The following is an 18,849-nucleotide window of genomic DNA, read 5'->3' on the forward strand; positions in this document are numbered from 1 at the left end:
CATATCTTACCCATAGAAACGCAATTTTGGAACTCTATATTGAAAATTCTCCGATATTTCTATACTTATTAAGTCTTTTCTCTAATAAAGTATCTCTTTGAATACCTTCAATTTTAGAAAGCCCCATTAACAATTTTGACCTAATAAGCTCTGCAGTTTTTGAAGGATTATCATGAGCTCCTTTTCCAGGCTCTTTGATTATTTTATCTACAATTCCAAACTGCTTTAAGTCTTCTGCTGTCAGCTTCATCATTGAAGCCGCTTCACTGCTTCTAGAAGAATCCTTCCAAAGAATACTTGCAAACCCTTCTGGCGATAAGACTGAGTATATAGCATTTTCTAACATCCAAATTTCATCTGTAACTCCAAGGGCAAGAGCTCCTCCGCTTCCACCTTCACCTATAACTATAGATATAGTAGGAACCTTTAGCCCAGCCATTTCTATCAAGCAAGTTGCAATAGCTTCACCTTGGCCTCTTTCTTCTGCTCCTAGTCCACAGTAGGCTCCAGGAGTATCTATAAAGGTTACGATGCTTCTACCAAATTTTTCTGCTTGCTTCATGAGTCTAAGAGCTTTTCTATATCCTTCAGGACTTGGCATACCAAAATTCCTATAAATATTTTCTTTTGTATCCCTACCTTTTTGATGACCTATTACTGTTACACTTTTGCCATTTAGAGAAGCTATTCCCCCAACTATTGCTGGATCGTCCTTAAAGCATCTATCTCCATGTAGTTCTATAAAATCGTCAAATATATGCTTTATGTAATCTAAGGTAGTAGGCCTTTTTTTATGCCTAGCTAGATTAACTCTATCCATTGCTGATTTCATTAAGCCTCTTTCCTTTCTTTATGAAAGAAGATCAGTTTCGAAAGTACAGTTTTAAGATCTTTTCTTTCTACTATTTTATCTACAAAGCCTTTTTCTTTTAAGAATTCTGCACTTTGAAATCCTTCTGGAAGTCTTTGCCTGATAGTCTGTTCTATAACTCTAGGACCTGCAAATCCAATAAGCGCTTTAGGCTCTGCTAAAATAATATCTCCTAGCATTGCAAAGCTCGCTGTTACTCCTCCAGTTGTCGGATGAGTAAGTACAGTTATATATAGTAGTCCTTCTTCTTTATGTCTGCCAAGAGCTGCACTTGTTTTAGCCATTTGCATAAGTGAAAAAATACTCTCTTGCATTCTTGCTCCACCTGAGGCACAAAATATAACTAGTGGATATCTTAGCTCAATAGATTTTTCAACTGCTCTAGTTATTTTCTCTCCTACAGCACTTCCCATGCTTCCCATCATATATCTTGAATCCATAACAGCTAAAACCACATCTTCAGTGTTAATCTTTGCTATGCCAGTTATCACAGCTTCCTTTAATCCAGTTTTTAGAGTTGATGTCTTGGTCTTTCTTTCATAATCCGGAAAATCTATTGGATTTAAGCTTTGAATATTCTCATCTAACTCTATGAAGCTCTCATTATCCGTTATAAGCTCAATTCTGTCCCAAGCACTAAGCGGCATATGGTATCCACATGATGGACATACCTGCTTTGTCTCTTCTAAATCATTGGCATATATATTGGATTTACATGAACCGCATTTTATCCACATTCCTTCTGGAATATTCATAACTGCATCTTTTTTTAACTTTGCATATTGTGTTTTTTTAAAGAGTTGTTCAAAAATGTTAATCAACCCCCATGCTATTTTCTATAAAACCAGTATCATACAATCCTGATTTGTAAACATTGTTTTCCATTATCTGAAAATGATAATCTACATTTGTAATAACTCCATCAACAACAAACTCGCCTAAAGCTCTTTTCATTTTCATGATTGCTTCATCTCTTGTAGTTGCGTACACTATTAGCTTTGCCAGCATTGAATCATAGTGTGGAGGCACGCTATAGCCTTGATATAAAAATGAATCCACTCTTACGCCATTTCCACCTGGTATATGAAGGCTGTTTATCTTTCCTGGCGAAGGTCTAAATCCATTGGAAGCATCCTCTGCATTTATTCTGCATTCTATCGCATGACCTAATATCTTTACATCAGCTTGAGCATACTGCATTTTATGTCCTGCTGCAATTAATACCTGCTGTCTTACTATATCTATACCAGTTACCATTTCAGTAACAGGATGTTCAACTTGAATTCTAGTATTCATCTCCATAAAATAGTAATTTCCATCCTTGTCTAGAAGAAATTCTATAGTTCCTGCATTTTCATATCCTACAGCTTTTGCTGCAGCTACAGCATCATTTCCTATAGCTTCTCTAAGCTCGTCACTTATTACTATACAAGGTGCTTCTTCTACCATCTTTTGATTCTTTCTTTGGACTGAGCAATCTCTTTCACCTAGATGAATTACATTCCCAAATTTATCTGCTAGAAGCTGAACTTCCACGTGCTTTGGATTTACAATTACCTTTTCTATATAAAGGCCATCATCTCCAAAAGCATTTTTCGCTTCAGTTGCTGCATTTTTAAATGCATTTTCAAAGTCTTTTTCTGAAGTAGCCATTCTCATGCCCTTGCCGCCACCACCAGCAGCAGCTTTTATCATAACAGGGTATCCAATATCATTTGCTATTTTATGACCCTCACTTATATCCTTAACAATTCCATCTGAGCCTGGGATTACTGGAATTTTTTGAGCTTTCATCATTTCTTTAGCTCTAGATTTGTCTCCCATTTTATTTATGATTTGCCAAGATGGTCCTATAAAGGTCAAATTGCATTCCTCACACATCTTTGCAAACTTTGCATTTTCTGATAAAAATCCAAATCCTGGGTGAATAGCTTGAGCTCCAGTAGTCAGAGCAGCACTTAATATATTCATGCTGTTTAAGTAGCTATCCTTAGATTTCGCTGGACCAATACATACAGCTTCATCTGCTAGCTGAACATGAAGGCTATCTTTATCTGCTTCAGAATATACTGCTACACTGGCGATTCCCATTTCTCTAAGTGTCCTGATTACTCTTACGGCAATCTCTCCTCTGTTAGCTATGAGCACTTTAGTAAACATAATTCTAAACTCCCTCTATGAGAAATAGCGGCTGCCCAAACTCAACTGCTGATTCGTTTGCTACTAATATCTCAACTATTTTTCCATCTAGCTCAGCTTCTATCTCGTTCATCATCTTCATAGCTTCAATGATACATAGAACATCGCCTTTTTTAACTGTATCTCCTACTTTGACATAGGCTGGTGAGTCTGGCGATGGACTACTGTAAAAAGTTCCTACGATTGGTGATTTTACTTCTTTGCCGTTAAGAGCTTTAGTTACTTTCGCTTCCGGCTTTGATTCTATATGTATCTGTACTTGTTCCTTTGTTTCTTCAACGGCTGGCGTTGATGTCATCTGAACAAATGCGCCTTGCTTTTTAAGCTTTATTTCCATTCCGGGAATCTTAAGCTCTATATCGCTAAGTCCAGCGCTATTCATTAACATAGCCAATTCTTTTATCTCGTTTATTTGCATAATTCCTCCAAAATATATAGTTTGATTATGAAATAGTTTGATTATCAAATCATTTTATATTCAAACTATATAACATTAGATATCCTTTGTCAAATATTTTTTTATTATAAAAAATCGCAAGAAAAAAAGCACCAAGGTTGTGAGCTAACATCAACCCTAATGCTTTTAAGTATGTATGAGTAAAAACTCATGCGCTAGGAAAATCCTAACGAATAAACAGATTATACCAAATCTAATCAAAGAGTACAATATTATTTTTACAAATAAATTAAATTTTTATGGAAAATTCACTCAATTCAACTTTTATTGACATAAATTAAGTCCTATGGATATCATCAGAAGTTTATTTTACATCATTATGAGCTTTTGATTCCTATAAAAAATACAACCTACTTAGTTTTAATTACCTCTATGTCGTTTGTATAAAGGTCTATCATCATAAAGGAATTTCTAAGCAAATCTCCTCTGTTTAAAAGTAATTTTATTACCTCACTCACTTGAATCGAAGCTACAAGTGCTGGCGTAAACGATGGATTTCCTAGCTCTTTTTCTATGCCCCTTTTAATATCCTTAGGATATAGTATGTCTAAAGTAGTGTCGTTTGGATAAATTGTTGCAACCTGACCGTACCACCCAGCAATTGCTCCATGAACTAGAGGAAGGTTTAGCTCTGTACAGACCTTGGCTATATATTTCCTCAAATCAATGGAGTCAAGAGCATCCACTATTACATCGTGATTTGCAATTATTTTCATCGCATTTGAAGAGTCTACAAATTCGTAGACTGGAATAACCTTAGTTAGAGGATTGATTCCCTTTACTCTTTTTTCAGCTTCTAGCGCTTTCGAGCTTCCTAAGTTGTTCATTGAACTAAAAAGCTGTCTATTTAAATTTGTTTCATCAAAAACATCTCCATCCACTAAAGTTAGGCTTCCGACCCCAATTCTAGAAAGCATTTCTACAATATAGCCTCCAAGACCTCCTAGGCCTAATACGCAGACCTTTTTCTGAGACAAAAGTATAATTTCATCATCTGACATTAGATTTTTATTTCGCGAATATCTTAGCATTTCTCCCTCCTAAAAACTGACTATTTTAATGATAAAGGCTCTATTTCATCTCCTAAATGTATATCTCCTCCCACTATAACTCTAGCAAATAAAGCCTGAGTATATAAAGGACATCGTTTATTTTCCTTTCTAATAAGGCAGTCTTCAAAGCATTCTTTTCCTATCTGAGTTATTTCTAAAACAGCATCTGCTATTTTAAGCTGCTGAGAAACCTTTAGGCTCATTGTTTCCAGATTATTAAACCTTATATTTTCAGAGAATCGATTTACGCATAGGCCCATTTTATAATCCTGCAAACTAGATTTTGTACTTTGGCTGAGTAGACTTATCTGTCTTAACGTTCTTCCTGCATGGATATCGTCCACTATCCCACAATCGCTTGATAGCTTTAGAGTTTTTACTGATTCACGTGGCAAGTCCTTGGATTTCTTTATCATAAGCTTTGTAATTAGACCTGATTCAGCTTTTATCTTTTGGCAAATGAATAGTTTTGGAGCTCTTTCATTTTGATTCTCTGGATTTATAAAAATAACTTTATATGCCTTAGGGTTTAAGTTTTTCATAAATTCTCTTACAGCATTAAATTCCTGAAAATCATCATGTCCTACATAGGAAGCTATAGCTAAAACTCCTTCTGGTTTTAAAAGAGCTAAAGCCTTATTAAGTGCTTTAATAGTAATATCTGCTTTTGTGTAGGTCTCATGGCTTCCACCAGGAAGATAGCCTAGATTAAAAATAGCAGCTGAAATAGTACCCTTTACGTGCATATTTAGATTTTCGTGAGAATCTAAAATAAAATCAATCTGAGGATATTTGCTTTGCAGTCTCTCTTTACAAGCCTCTACTGCATCCGAGTCTATATCAAAAGCATAAACTCTGCCTTGCTCACCTACTATTTGAGCTAAAAATTCTGCATCATTGCCATTTCCAAGAGTGGCATCGACTACTTTGTCTCCTGATTTTATATATTCTTTAAGTATATATTTTGAAAGCTCAGTTATTTGTGTTATTATCATTTTTTATCCCTTCATTATTTAATTCATGACCTTCATTTTTAAGGTGTCTATAATTTGCTCAAACTCACTTTCTTCCTTACCAAAATGCTCTAATATGCCTTTCCAGTCAAAGCCCTGAATCTCTCTATTATGAAATATTGAATTTATATAGTTTGATAAGGCTATAAGATAAACTAGGTCTTTATTTGTGACATTTTTATTATATGGATCGTTGTGATACAAAGCACATTCAACTAAATCAGAAGGCATCCCCCATAAATTAAGTATGGCGGCTCCTAGCTTCTCATGTGAAATTTCTTTAGCCTTGAGAAGGCTAGAGTATTCAAAATGCATTAGCTGACCTATATCAAACAAAAGAGCTATAAGCTTGTACTCCTGGGAAATAGCTTTATCAAATAGATATTTATAAAGCCTAATGATTATTTCCTTATTATTCATCATATAAGGCCAAAAGATTTGTAAATCGGAACCTTCAACCATGTTTAAAACTAAATTTTTATCATTTAGATAATCCTCTAGGATTTTATTGATTTGGTCTTTAGTGAGATTTTTTATGGCTCTTGATAATGTTGATGGCTTTAATACAGCGTTTAGAGAATTAGCAATATGAATAAATCTAAGTGCAAGCGCAGGGTCATTGCAAAGTATTGAATATAGCTTTTCATCATCCTCGTCAAATGGATAACCTGATTTTATCAGCTTAAGTGTATTTGGATGAATAGGTAATATATCAATACTCCCAACGACTTCCATTATGTCTTCATTAATAGCTATAGTTCTTGCACTTTTTAGCTTATTTAGAAGCGATATGAGCTTATCGTTGTCCCACGGCTTGTACATATATGAATGGGCTATAGAATTTTTAATAATATTAAAAATAAAATTACCATCCACATGACCGCTTAATACAATTCTAGATGTAGTTGGAAAATTTTCCTTAATGTAAGTTAGAAGCTTTATACCATCCATATCTGGCATCTTTATATCGCAAAGTATGATGTCATAGGGAGTATCATTAAATGCTTTAATCGCTTCAAATGCAGAGGCTAAATAATCCATTTCCAAATCAATCTCAAATGTCATCCGTCTAATTGCCCTTAAAATTTCTTTTTCATCATCTACTACTAGTATTCTAACTTTGCTTTTCACATTAAGACCCCCTAACAATTGGAATCATATAGCCTATTTAGGCAGTTTTATAGTAAACTTACTTCCCTTATTAGGAGTACTTTCCACTATTAAGTCACCTTTATGCTTATTTTTTATAATTTCGTAGGATATACTAAGACCTAGCCCAGTACCTTGCCCTACAGGCTTAGTAGTAAAAAATGGATTAAATATTTCTGATACTATTTCCTCTTTTATGCCTATCCCTGTATCTTCTATGCTACAACATACGAAGTCCTCTTCCTCAAATGTAGTTATTATTATATCTCCTTGAGTATCAGGACTTTTTTCTTTAATAGCATGCACCGCATTAACTATGAGATTTAATAATACTTGGTTTATTTCAACAGGAATTACTTTTATACTAGAAATTTTTCCCAATTTTTTTATTACATTCGCATAGTATTTTATTTCATTATTTGCAACAAGCAAAGTACTTTCTATACCTTCATTTAAATCATAGTCCTCAATAGTATCTGACTCATCTGATCTTGAAAACAATCTTAGTCCAGTTATTATTTTGTGAATTCTATCAAGTCCATGTTTAGAATCATGAATCAAATCAGGCATATCCTCTTTTATTAGATTAAGCCTTCTAATAAGAGTGCTGTTACTTGCTCCTTCATTTGAGTCAGCTCCATTATCCTTTATTAAATTCTTATCGTTGCAAGAGCATTTTAGAAATTTTTCAATCGCAGAGTCATATATTTCTATATATTTCTTCAATGTATCAAAATTGCTCATTACGTAACCTAAAGGATTGTTAATTTCATGGGCTATTCCTGCTGCTAGCTGACCTATTCCAGCCATTTTTTCTTGATGAATCATTTGATTTTGAATTTCCTTTAATTGAACTAAGGCATCCTTAAGTTCTTTATTTCTATCTTCTAATTTTTTTTCATAAATTCTTCTATTGCTTATATCCTTTACAGCAATCAAAACAATTTCTTCGTTATTTAGAAGAGTATTTGTCACTGTCATTTCTCCTAATATAAGTGCATTATCCTTGGTCTTTAGGTTCACTTCAAAGGTCATATTTTTTTTATGAGAGTTATCGTTTATTTCATTTATAATATCCTCGTAAATATTACCCTCTATAAGGTCGTGCAAAGTTAAAGAGCTAAACTCCGATTGCGAGTAGCCTAGGATATTACATGCGTGCTCGTTTACCATCAAGAAATAAGGATTCACTTTATTATCCTCAAGCTTGTGAATAAATATTGCTGAATTAATATTGTGAAATAACTGCCTGAACCTTTTCTCGCTTTCAATTATCGCTTCTTTATCCTTAAAGCTATCTATGCTGTTCCCAACTAATCTAGCAACCAAGGTTAAAATTTTATTGATTTCGTTGTTCATCTCACAGCTTTGTGATATATTGTCAGCACCAATAAAGCCAACAATTTCATTTTGACTTTTTATTGGAAAAACAAAAAGTGAAGTGATATTGTAAAGATTTAGTATATTAATATCGTTTAAGCTGCAATCATAATCTTTGCAGTCTCTCATAATCCATACCTTTTCATGTGCATTTATCTCTTTAATCCACCACGTATAGTCTTCAAAATTTAGCTGCTTTCTTTTTTCCATGAGAGAATCTATTTCTTTATTGCACCACTCATAGGTGTTGTCTATAATAGTATTTTCTTTTAGTAGCTCAAATACATATACTCTATCAGCTCCTGTAAGCATGCCTACATCTCTTAAGGCTTCATTTACAGCTTTATCCTTGTCATAGTTCCCTAAAAACCTGCTGGAAATCTTGCTAATCATGCTATTAGTTTTATTTACACTTTTCATATACTCTTCAGCTAGATACTGATCAGTATAGTCTTCAAATCTAACCATCAGCCTAGTTTCATCCATTTGAAGTTTATAAATTTCAATTTTTATATAAAATACAGTTCTTTGACCATTTATTGCTGTTATGTATGAATATCTCTGTCTCATTGAATTGGATAAAGCTCCTATACCCTGTTCAAGCAAAAGATTGATTTGCTTCTCGCATATTTCGCAATCATAATCCTCTTTTGAGCATCCATTAATTCTTGAAATCAATGCCTCTCCAGCTGGATTTATATATTCAATTTCCCCATTTTTGAGCATAAGCAGACATACATCTAAATTAAGTACTATGTCCTTGTACTTCACAAAATCATCACCTGAATTATTTTTGCTTATTATATTATCAAGAAAGCTCATGGAATGCTCCCCCTCTCATAACTATTAATAAAATACCCCTTTAACTATAAATTATACAATAATAGCAAAAAAGAAGCTCTCGAAAAATATATTATTCGTGAACTTCTTTAAGTATTTTTTATTCAGATGCTTCAGTAGAGTTTAGCATCTTGCAATTGCCTTCAAAGAAAGCATCTTCATCAATCACTAGGGTTTTTACCGTTATATCTCCTTTTACTTTTCCATTTGATGTTATTCTTACAAAGCTTTGAGCTTCTATATTTCCTGTCACCTTACCCGATACTATAAGACTGCTTGTAACAATATCGGCTTCAACTAAAGCATTTTCTCCTATAAATAGATGTCCTTCGACATTAACTTTCCCTTTTAGCTGGCCATCTAGCCTTATAGAGCCTTTCGCATTTAAATCTCCTACAAAGCTAGTATTCAAGCCTATCAAGGTATCAAATTTATCAAAATCAGTATCTATTTTGGTTTCCTTTTTATTAAACATAGATTCCCCCTACTTAACTAGAATTTTTTGTGGATCAATTGGTGTACCATTTTCTCTGATTTCAAAGTGAAGATGAGGCCCTGTGCTCCTGCCAGTGCTTCCCATTTTTCCAATTAAGTCACCCTTTTTAACTTGGTCACCAGCTTTCACTAGCTGCTCGCTAAGATGAGCATACACGGTACTATAACCATTTCCGTGCGAAATAAGTATCATTTTTCCATATGTACCATTGATTTCAGAAAATAGCACTATTCCTGTTGCTGATGCATATATGTTTGTTCCCGTATTATTCGCTAAATCTATTCCGCTATGAAACTCAATTTTTTTTGTTACTGGATGAGTCCTGTCTCCAAAAGGAGAAGTAAGTCTTCCTTCTGTAGGCATGCTATTTGGAATTTTTTCCAGCTTTGTTATTTTGCCTTGTATATTATCAAATAGCTCATCTATATTTTTTTCTTGAGAGCTAAGCAGCTCATCTACAAATCTAATGTCAGCCTCATCCACTTCAGGCATATAAAAATCTCTATCGGCTGATCTAGATACTACGCTCATGCTTTCTGCTTCAGCAGCTTTAGGATCTATAGCTTTTGTAATCTGATTTTCAAGCTCCTTAAGCTTTGCAATACGGCTTTCTATTTCTTGTGATTTCGATGCAAAATAATCAATTTTAACCTTTTGAGCTGTATTTTCTTTTTTTAAGGTAATCAATTGTCTGTTCAAATTTTGATAATCTTGATTGACATAAAAATACCTTGTAGAAAAAAAAGTAAGCATGCTAGTTAACATTATCAAAGCTAAAACAGCCGCTGCTATAATTTTATATGAAAATGCGTATTGTCTTATTTTACTTGTACTATTGGGTATCATCATTAATGTCAATTTCTGAGTTTTCTTCTTTGTATGAAGATATGATTTTTTCATTAAAGATTTTTTCCCTCCTTTATAAATCTTTTGCCCTAGATTATATATAATAATATATTTTAAAAAAAAATACAAATTTTTGAAGTTAAAGCAAAAACATCTGCAGTAAGTTATGCACTACAGATGTTAGAAGTTTAAGTCAGTTATTTGTTTTTATATTTTAAAGCTACTATAGTTATATCATCTTGAAGCTCTTCATCTGGCATAATATATTCTCCATAAACCGTGCACGTCAAGTCTTTTACGGAAGGATTCTTACTATAGCTGTATATCATATTTGCCAAGGCTCTATTTAGATTGACGCTCGGAGTCTGCTTACCTTGATACAGTCCGTCTGTATGAAGCAATATGCAATCCTCATCTTCTAAAACAACTGTTTCCTCAGTATAGGTTGTATCATCCATAAATCCTATAAAGTGTCCGTTACAGTCCAGTCTCCTGCCTTTATTTATATCTAAAGAAAGTAGTGCTGGATGAGGATGTCCTGCATTTGAATAGGTAAGCTCATTACCATTTATTTTCCCTATAAATGCGGAGAAGAATACTAGCTCTGTATCTATTTTAAGCTCATGATAAGCTTTATTTATCTTTTCTAGTACATCTTTAGGCTGGCTTTCTTGCCTTATTATATTATTGAACATTTTTCTGACCATAAAGGACATCATGGCAGCTGCTGCTCCATGCCCTTTAATATCAGCTATTATAAACCACCTATTTCCACCTGTCTCTACTAGCTCAAAGAAATCTCCACTTAAATGCTCACAGGCTTTAAAATATACATATAGGTCTAAGCCTGGATAAAGCTTATCCTCATACATAGACATTAATGCCTTTTGGAAAGCTCCTGCCATTTTCATCTCGTTATTAATATTTCTACTAACCATCTTAAGCTGTCTATTTTGCTCATGATATTTAAGAGTATTGTTTACTTTTAATGGTATTATTACTTCCATCTGCTCAGGAGTTAACGGCTTCGTAAAATAATCTACTGCACCCATTTCTAAGGTCTGCTTTATGCTATCCATATCAGTCACTGACGAATTAACTATTATTGGAATATCTGAATAAAGGGAGTTATTTTTGAGCTCTTTAAGCACCTCATAACCATTTTTATTTGGCATCATTAAATCCAATATAACCAAATCTACCTCGTTGGTTTTTACAATCTCTATTGCTTCTATTCCATCTTCAGCTTGAAGATATCTTGCATTATCTATTTTTGTTTCCAGAACTTCCAGCATTAGCTTTCTATTAAATAGAGTGTCATCAACGACAAGAATTGTATACATAAAATATGTACCTCCCATAAAAGCAAAATGAATTAATAATCTTATTAATTCATTTTACCACACCTATTAAAAAATAATAGAAAAAATTATATAGAATTTCCTATTCGAATGGTTCTATTCTATCACAAAGCTTCTTTAAAAGTTCTTTTTCATGACTGATAACAACAAGGCCTATATTCATAGCTATAGATATCTCAAGTAAGGATTCCCAAATTTTAGCTTGTGTGATTCCATCTAGCATAGTTGTCATTTCATCAGCAATTATGAATTTTGTTTCAGGAGATAATGCTCTTGCAACACAAAAGCGTTGGAGCTCTCCTCCTGAAAGCTCGATAGGCCATCTATCCATCCAGTCAGCTTCTATTCCTAGCATATCTAGAATATCCTCACTTGGTGTATATGCCTCTTCTAAAATCCTTTTCATCTTCCATCTAGGATTTACTGATTTTTCAGGATGCTGAAAAATCATTTGAATAGGATTGTAGTCTTTTAAAGTAATTTCATTTGAATCAAGAAGTAAGCTTCCTTCAATTGGCTTATAATAACTGCAAAGGACTTTTCCAAAAGTAGTTTTGCCACATCCGCTGTATCCTGATATCCCTACAATTTCACCTGATTCTATTTCAAAATCTTTATTTCTAAATATCCATTCGTCTTTTCTATATCCAAAGCCTAGATTCTTTGCTTTAAGTTGCATTGTTGCACCTCACCATACCATTTCTAATTTCTCTCATTTTAGGTCTTTCATCTTTACATATACTACAGGTATTTTCACATCTAGGAGAATATAAACATCCTGAAGGCAGTTTATTTGCCATTGGCTGACTTCCTTCAGTGACCTTAAAGCCATTTTGAGGCAGAGATTTCCATAGTGCTTTTGTATATGGATGTCTAAGATTTTCTCCTTCACCTTCAAAATCCGAAACAAGAGCTACTTCAAGAGTACTCCCTGCATAAAAAACAGCTATTTTATCTGCAATATCAAGCGCAGAGTGTATGTCATGAGTTATCATAATTACGCCTTTCCCTTGATTTGCTAGTTCCTTTATTTGATTTTTAGTTTCCTCAAGTGCCTCAGGATGAAGCCCTGGTGTTGGTTCATCAGCAATAATCAGATTCGCCTCTGGTCGTATTGAGGTGGATATCAAAACCCTTCTGAGCATTCCTCCAGAGAGCTCAAAAGGATATTTAACTTCATCTTTAGTTTTTAGCCCATATCTTGAAAACAGCTTTTTCTGATTTTTAGATGCATCTTTTTTGTCCATACCTATCTGAACTTGCTTACCAACCTTCATAAGAGGATCCAGATAATTTACTGATTGAGGAATAAATGTTATCTCTCTTCCTCTAAGCTGTTTTTTTCTTTTATCATTAAGCAGTTCTCCATTATATAATATATTTCCGCTTACAACTGCATTGCTTGGCAATATACCTAAAATAGCATGAGCAAGTAAGCTTTTTCCTGAGCCACTTGAACCAACTACAGCTACTATTTCACCTTTTTTCACTGTAAGATTTAAATCGTGGATTACATTTAGCTCAACTTGCTTTAAATTTTTGACATATTGATTAAAGGAAACACTTAGTCCACTTACATCAAGTAAAACAGATTCAGAATATTCTATTTTCATTTCATCAATTTTTATTTCATCTATATTCTTATCCATATTATTATTTTCTTTGTTATTGTCTTTAGTTTTATTAAAAAGGTTCATAAGCTCTCCCCTATTCATGAGCACTACTAGGATCATACAGCATTTTTAAATTTTCACCTATCACATCAAAAAGCTTTACAACTATAATCAATGCTAACCCAGGAAAAAATGCAAGCCACCACATACCTGTAGATAAATACATCATTGATTCAGATAATATTATTCCAATCGCTGGCTTATGTGGAGATAGCCCAAAGCCTAAAAAAGTAATAGCAGCTTCGTGTAAGATTGCATGAGGAAATAATAATAAATAGCCTATTAATAGCTGAGGAACTATATGAGGCAATATGTGCTTTGTAGCTACATACCAGCTTGTTTTTCCCATATGCCTAGAAATTTTGACATAATCAGCGGTCTTTATTTGTAATATCTCAGCTCTTACTATTCTTGTAAGAGTTGGCCAGTGAGTTACTGCTACTCCAACAACTACGCCTTTTACTCCTCCGCCAAGGGCAAATGATATTAGAATTAGAAAAACAATGTGAGGCATTCCTAAAAATAAATCTATAAACCAGCTAACTACTAAATCGCATTTATCGTTAATGCTTGCAATAAGACCCAATATTGTTGCTAAAACTACGCTTATTGTTGCAGCTAATGCTCCTACAGCAACACTGAGCCTAAGTCCCTTAATAGTTCTTGTGAACATATCTCTTCCTAACCAATCAGTACCGAAAATATTATCAAATGATGGTGCGAGATTTTTAGCATTTAAATTAGTTGCAATATTTGAGTCTGGCAGTGCATAGCTAGCAATTAATACACTAAGTAATATCAATATTGACAGTCCAATTACTCCAAAAGTATACTGCCTTCTATTAATAGTGAATTTTTGTTTTTGCTTTTTTTTGTTTGCTGTATTTATTGCATAATCACTCATGATGCACTAATCCCCCTCATTCTTGGATCTACAACCTTGTACAAAATATCTGCTATTAGGTTGCCACTAAATACAAATATTGCTGAAAACAGCACTATTCCTAAAAGCAGAGGTACATCCCCTCTTAGTCCTGCTTCTGTTATGGCTGAACCTAATCCTGGATAGGAAAATATTTTTTCTGCCAGTATAGAGCCTCCAAATAGCTCTCCAAAATAAGCAAACTGAAGTGTAATAGCAGGAAGAGCAGTATTTCTTATACCGTGATTTTTTACAATTTCCCAGTCGCTTTCTCCTCTGGCTTTTGCAAATAAAACATAGTCGCTGTTTAGAACTTCTATTAGCTTTGTTCTAGTATGCATTGCCATATTTGCCACTCCTAAAATACTAAGTGTGAGAGCCGGAAGTATAAAGTGCATGAACTTGTCAGCAAGTGTTACATCTGTTTTCAAAACTCCAGCAGGAACTGCAAGCCCTATCGGAAGAATTCCTAGCCATACTACAAAGACTATTAGAAGTAAAAGTCCAAGCCAAAATGTAGGGGTAGATGCAAGAATAAAGCAATACCATTTAATTACCTTATCTATCCATGACCCTTTTTTCACAGCCGAAACTATCCCTAAAATAAAACCGAGTATTCCAGAAATAGTCCAAGCTGTTCCCATAAGTAGAAGAGATGCTGTAAACCTTTCAGAAATAATTTCTATTACTGGTCTTCTATATATTTTCGAATCTCCTAAATCTCCTCTAGCTACAGCACTAGCCCATGAGAGAAATTGCTCATGAGCCGGCTTATCTAGTCCCCAGTATTGCTCAATCTTAGCTCTTTGCTCAGGGCCGACATTCATCATGTCAGCCCCAATATATGCCTTAACTGGATCAATAGGAGAATTCGAAATAAGCACAAATGATAATGCGCATAATGCGAATAATAGACTTGTAAATCTAATCACTTTTTTTATAATAAAGGTTAAGACAGAGTTATTATTCATAATATTGTCCTTTCAGCTAATCTATCCATTTCCACTGCTCTATATTGCTTGTTAACGGCCAGCCATGTCCATGTGGCTGTATTTGTTGCTTCCCAATATCAAGTTTATCATTAACTAAATACAAATGACTTCTATTAACTAGCCAAACCCAAGGAACATCACCTTTACCGCTAAGACCAGTTTCACCATCCCATTGTGCTTTTTTCCAGTATTCGTTTGCCTCTTCTTCACTTCTAGCTTGAAGAGCTTTTTCCATATACTCATCCACTTTTTGATTTTCGTAGTAGCCAGGATTGTACCACTCAACACCCTTCATTTTGCTTGAGTAGACATTGTACATCTCAAGAGGGTCTTGACTTCCCCATCCCATAAGTATCGCATCTTTATGTAAAACTGCTTCTATTTCATCCCAAGTTTTAGCCTCTATTACTATATTTATTCCTATTGGTTTAACCATGTCCGCTACTACCATAGCAAGCGACTGTCTTAGCTGATCCCCTGATGGGTATACTAGGTTAAATTCAGCTTTAATGTTATCTTTTTCCAAAATTCCATCGCCATCAGCATCTATCCATCCACCGTCAGTTAATATCTTCTTTGCTAAATCAATATCATTATCTGTCGTTACTGTTTCTTCATTCCACCATGGCATCTTATCACAAATACTATATGCTTTAGTTCCATAGCCTTCTAATACACCATCTACTATCGCCTGTCTATCAAGAGCAACATTGATTGCTTGTCGAATAGCTAAATCAGAGGTAACATCATTTCCGATTGGATTTGAATCTGCATCAGCTTCTCCACTTTTTACTGTAGGAAACATTATTCCTCTATTGTCTACACTTGAAACCTCAGTAAGCTTCATTCCCTCTATCTTTTGAGATGCATAGCTTGGAGGTATAGCTGTCATATCAAGCTGACCTGCCTTTGCTGCAGCAAAAGCAGCATCTTCTTCTAAAAATAAAAATGTAATTTTATCGAAATTAGGTTTTTGTCCATAATAATTCTCATTTGGTTTAACTATTATCTGCTGTCCCTTATCCCACTGAACAAGAACTAGTGGCCCTGACCCTATAGGTTTTTGATAATATTCACTAGTATAAGATTTTTTTGGAACAATACCAGTTGCAATTAAATTTGATATAAATGTCGAGCGTGGTGATTTAAGTTTAAATTCTAAAGAATAATCACTTTTACTTGTAACTGAATCTACAAATGTTAAATCAACAGTTGATGATGATTCCATTAACTTTTCGAAAGTGAAAACAACATCCTCTGATGTAAGTGGCTGTCCATCAGAAAACTTAGCATCCTCTCTGATATTCACTGTCCAAGTTAAGCCATCTTCACTCACCTCGTAACCAGTTGCTAAATCATTTATTATATTCATATCCTGATCTCTTTTTAAAAGTGTGCTTTGGAAAAGAGGCGAGCCATATCTTCCCCATCCGTTTATAGGGTCAAAACCACCATCTGGCTCTGAGCCTAGAGCGAGCACTAGCTCTTTTTTCGCTTCTTTTTCTTCAGATTGTGAATTTTCTGCTTGCTTACTACTACAACCTCCAAGTAACAAGCTAGATGCTAGCATAGTAATACATAATAGTGAAATTGCTATTTTCTTCACGATAACCCTCCTAAATTTATTATTAGTAAAAAGCATAAAAAAGCCATGAAAACTAAAGTATTATAAAAATACAATAGCCTTCATGGCTTGATTTTAAAGTATTAATTAAAATCTTTGCAGCTTCATTCTGCGGTTAATATAATTATACACCGAATAATTATTCATTTCAATATGAAATACAATAATTAGATATAAAATTAACAACTTATATATTTACTACATGTTTTAAATCTATATGAGAGTATATGCTCTCTTTCATTTTTACTAGAGCTTCAAGAGCCTCTTTTGGCAAAGCATCCCTTCCGCATAGATCTATTTCTTTATTCTTAATAAAGTTTATCCTATCTTGAATTCTGTTATTTAGTGCCTCTAGGTATTTTTTATCCGAAAGATTAGGAATAAATCCAGCAAGTTCTTGTATCTGCATACCAAAGATTTCATTCCAAGAAACAAAATTAGCTTTATTATCTACTATATCCTCTAATATTCCCAAGGTTATTTCTTTAGGAATTTTCTTGCCCATAAAGCTACCTGTATTAATAATATAGCACTCAACAGCTCTCTTTTCAAATAGCTCTTTAAATTTAAGGTAATCATCTGATAAAGGATAGGTTCTAAAAGGATTGGCATATGGCTCAATAACTAAAGCATCTGGGTCTACTCCTTGTAGTAACCTTTCTGCACTGCTTCTTTTTGTTGCAAGAGTTGCTCCCATAGTGGCCGCTAATATATTATTAGTAAGCTTAAGTACTGGAGGTAATGTTTCGTCCTTCATAATCCAAAATATAGCATTTACTGGATTTTCAAACTTATCTAATCTATTAGTAGTCCACAGCTTTGATTTTATTGCTCTTCCGTTACCGTTTCTTATATCTTCAGTTACTAAGGTTTTATTACCTTTATCATCTATAGTAACTCCACAATTTTGAGCTGTAATTAGATATTTATTATCGTCACAGCCAGCAGGATAATCCTGAGTTTTATCAAAATATGAAGGCTCAAGTGCAACAGATGAGCCATCTTCAACTGAAATTACAAATGCATCGTCATGAAGCACCATAACCTCGTATTTTCCGTCGTGCTTTGCATGAGTCAGTGTGGATTTGCCTGAACCAGATAATCCAAATACACCTGCAACAAAATTTCTTCCATCCTTTAAGGTATATCTTTTTTGTCCAGCATGACATGATGCAAAGCCATTTCTGTTGGCGCATCCCCAAGCCAAGGTTAAAGTTCCTTTCTTATGCTCTCCAAAATATCTCATACCTAAAAGCGCTGCGCAATTGTGGTTTGGATCAAATATTGTAAGCCCAACAGGATAATTTTCATTTTTCCAGTCTGGATCTGAAAAAACATAGATATCCCCTTCGTTACCTATAGCTTTTGACTCCTCATACATCCTTATATACTCTTCGTTAAACTCCTGAAAGTTTAACAGCCAGTTGTAAGCTATATTTTCATGTCCCTCAGGAATTAATAAATGAGCTTTTATCATAAAATCTTTATCTAGTCCAATACAGGATTGAATATGGTAAAGTTTTTTTGTTCTAGTTTGATATATTGCTTCTCTAACTACAGCACTATACTCATCTTCACTAATTCCAGGACTACCTAGAATTCTTCTTGCTTGAGCACATCTTGCACTTACATCCCCATCGTTAAAAAGCAATACCTTTGAATCTTTATCTAAGCCTATTTTTTCTGGCTCGTATACAGGCATATCTGTAACTATAGTTCCAGGCGAATTTTTTGCCAATTGATATGCTTGCTTCAAATTTTCAATATTATGAACGTTATTTCCCCAAAAAGCTGATTCTATTGTAGTTCTCATTCTAGAAAATACCGTATTGCTTGAACTAATTTCACGTGTATTCCATTGATTTCTCGTAGACATTTCGGCCTCCTAAAATAACCATATAAATTATTTTTTCTGAATTACGAGTATTATTGTAATACAATTAGTTTAAAAGTGCCATACTTTTTTTGATATAT

17 protein-coding genes are annotated in these 18,849 nt (G+C 34.0%); all 17 read right to left on the reverse strand.

Going from position 1 to position 18,849, the window contains the following annotated elements:
* Positions 1-34: 34 nt before the first annotated feature.
* On the reverse strand, positions 35-832 hold the full coding sequence (locus B5X47_RS06565; RefSeq protein WP_013361110.1) for an acetyl-CoA carboxylase carboxyltransferase subunit alpha: 798 nt from the start codon (positions 830-832) through the stop codon (positions 35-37).
* Positions 832-1,683, reverse strand: coding sequence for an acetyl-CoA carboxylase, carboxyltransferase subunit beta (accD, locus tag B5X47_RS06570; RefSeq protein ID WP_079589717.1), 852 nt, complete (start codon positions 1,681-1,683; stop codon positions 832-834). The genes B5X47_RS06565 and accD overlap by 1 nt, the downstream gene beginning before the upstream one ends.
* Position 1,684: 1 nt before the next feature.
* Entirely contained in the window at positions 1,685-3,031 is a 1,347-nt protein-coding gene (locus B5X47_RS06575; protein ID WP_079589393.1) for an acetyl-CoA carboxylase biotin carboxylase subunit, read from the reverse strand.
* 4 nt (positions 3,032-3,035) lie between these two features.
* The gene (gene accB / locus B5X47_RS06580; RefSeq protein WP_200805094.1) at positions 3,036-3,488 is read right to left on the reverse strand and encodes an acetyl-CoA carboxylase biotin carboxyl carrier protein; all 453 of its coding nucleotides are present in this window, start codon (positions 3,486-3,488) and stop codon (positions 3,036-3,038) included.
* A gap of 389 nt (positions 3,489-3,877) precedes the next feature.
* The gene (locus B5X47_RS06585; protein ID WP_079589394.1) at positions 3,878-4,558 is read right to left on the reverse strand and encodes a HesA/MoeB/ThiF family protein; all 681 of its coding nucleotides are present in this window, start codon (positions 4,556-4,558) and stop codon (positions 3,878-3,880) included.
* A gap of 20 nt (positions 4,559-4,578) precedes the next feature.
* Positions 4,579-5,574 carry a tRNA 5-(aminomethyl)-2-thiouridylate-methyltransferase MnmM gene (locus B5X47_RS06590; protein ID WP_079589395.1) on the reverse strand — a complete coding sequence of 332 codons (996 nt, stop codon included), beginning with the start codon at positions 5,572-5,574 and terminating at the stop codon, positions 4,579-4,581.
* 18 nt (positions 5,575-5,592) lie between these two features.
* Complete coding sequence (locus B5X47_RS06595) at positions 5,593-6,723, reverse strand: response regulator (protein ID WP_159446416.1); 1,131 nt, start codon at positions 6,721-6,723, stop codon at positions 5,593-5,595.
* A 33-nt stretch (positions 6,724-6,756) separates the two neighbouring features.
* On the reverse strand, positions 6,757-8,943 hold the full coding sequence (locus B5X47_RS06600; protein WP_079589397.1) for an ATP-binding protein: 2,187 nt from the start codon (positions 8,941-8,943) through the stop codon (positions 6,757-6,759).
* Positions 8,944-9,061: 118 nt separating this feature from the next.
* A complete protein-coding gene (locus tag B5X47_RS06605) occupies positions 9,062-9,436 on the reverse strand; it encodes a bactofilin family protein (protein ID WP_079589398.1) in 375 nt (124 codons plus the stop codon).
* Positions 9,437-9,445: 9 nt separating this feature from the next.
* A complete protein-coding gene (locus tag B5X47_RS14030) occupies positions 9,446-10,357 on the reverse strand; it encodes a M23 family metallopeptidase (RefSeq protein ID WP_079589399.1) in 912 nt (303 codons plus the stop codon).
* Positions 10,358-10,500: 143 nt separating this feature from the next.
* Positions 10,501-11,646, reverse strand: coding sequence for a fused response regulator/phosphatase (locus tag B5X47_RS06615; RefSeq protein WP_159446417.1), 1,146 nt, complete (start codon positions 11,644-11,646; stop codon positions 10,501-10,503).
* A gap of 100 nt (positions 11,647-11,746) precedes the next feature.
* Positions 11,747-12,343 carry an ABC transporter ATP-binding protein gene (locus tag B5X47_RS06620; RefSeq protein ID WP_079589401.1) on the reverse strand — a complete coding sequence of 199 codons (597 nt, stop codon included), beginning with the start codon at positions 12,341-12,343 and terminating at the stop codon, positions 11,747-11,749.
* The gene (locus tag B5X47_RS06625) at positions 12,333-13,361 is read right to left on the reverse strand and encodes an ABC transporter ATP-binding protein (RefSeq protein ID WP_242951017.1); all 1,029 of its coding nucleotides are present in this window, start codon (positions 13,359-13,361) and stop codon (positions 12,333-12,335) included. Before B5X47_RS06625 ends, B5X47_RS06620 begins: the two co-directional genes overlap by 11 nt.
* Before the next feature lie 10 nt (positions 13,362-13,371).
* Positions 13,372-14,241, reverse strand: a complete 870-nt coding sequence (locus B5X47_RS06630) for an ABC transporter permease (RefSeq protein ID WP_079589403.1) — start codon at positions 14,239-14,241, stop codon at positions 13,372-13,374.
* Positions 14,238-15,230: an ABC transporter permease gene (locus B5X47_RS06635; RefSeq protein WP_079589404.1), complete on the reverse strand. Its 993-nt coding sequence runs from the start codon at positions 15,228-15,230 to the stop codon at positions 14,238-14,240. Before B5X47_RS06635 ends, B5X47_RS06630 begins: the two co-directional genes overlap by 4 nt.
* Before the next feature lie 16 nt (positions 15,231-15,246).
* Complete coding sequence (locus tag B5X47_RS06640) at positions 15,247-16,857, reverse strand: ABC transporter substrate-binding protein (RefSeq protein WP_200805095.1); 1,611 nt, start codon at positions 16,855-16,857, stop codon at positions 15,247-15,249.
* A 205-nt stretch (positions 16,858-17,062) separates the two neighbouring features.
* Positions 17,063-18,751 carry a phosphoenolpyruvate carboxykinase (ATP) gene (locus B5X47_RS06645; protein ID WP_079589405.1) on the reverse strand — a complete coding sequence of 563 codons (1,689 nt, stop codon included), beginning with the start codon at positions 18,749-18,751 and terminating at the stop codon, positions 17,063-17,065.
* Between the last annotated feature and the right edge of the window lie 98 nt (positions 18,752-18,849).

This window comes from Acetoanaerobium noterae (assembly GCF_900168025.1).
GTDB classification, from domain to species: Bacteria; Bacillota; Clostridia; order Peptostreptococcales; family Filifactoraceae; genus Acetoanaerobium; species Acetoanaerobium noterae.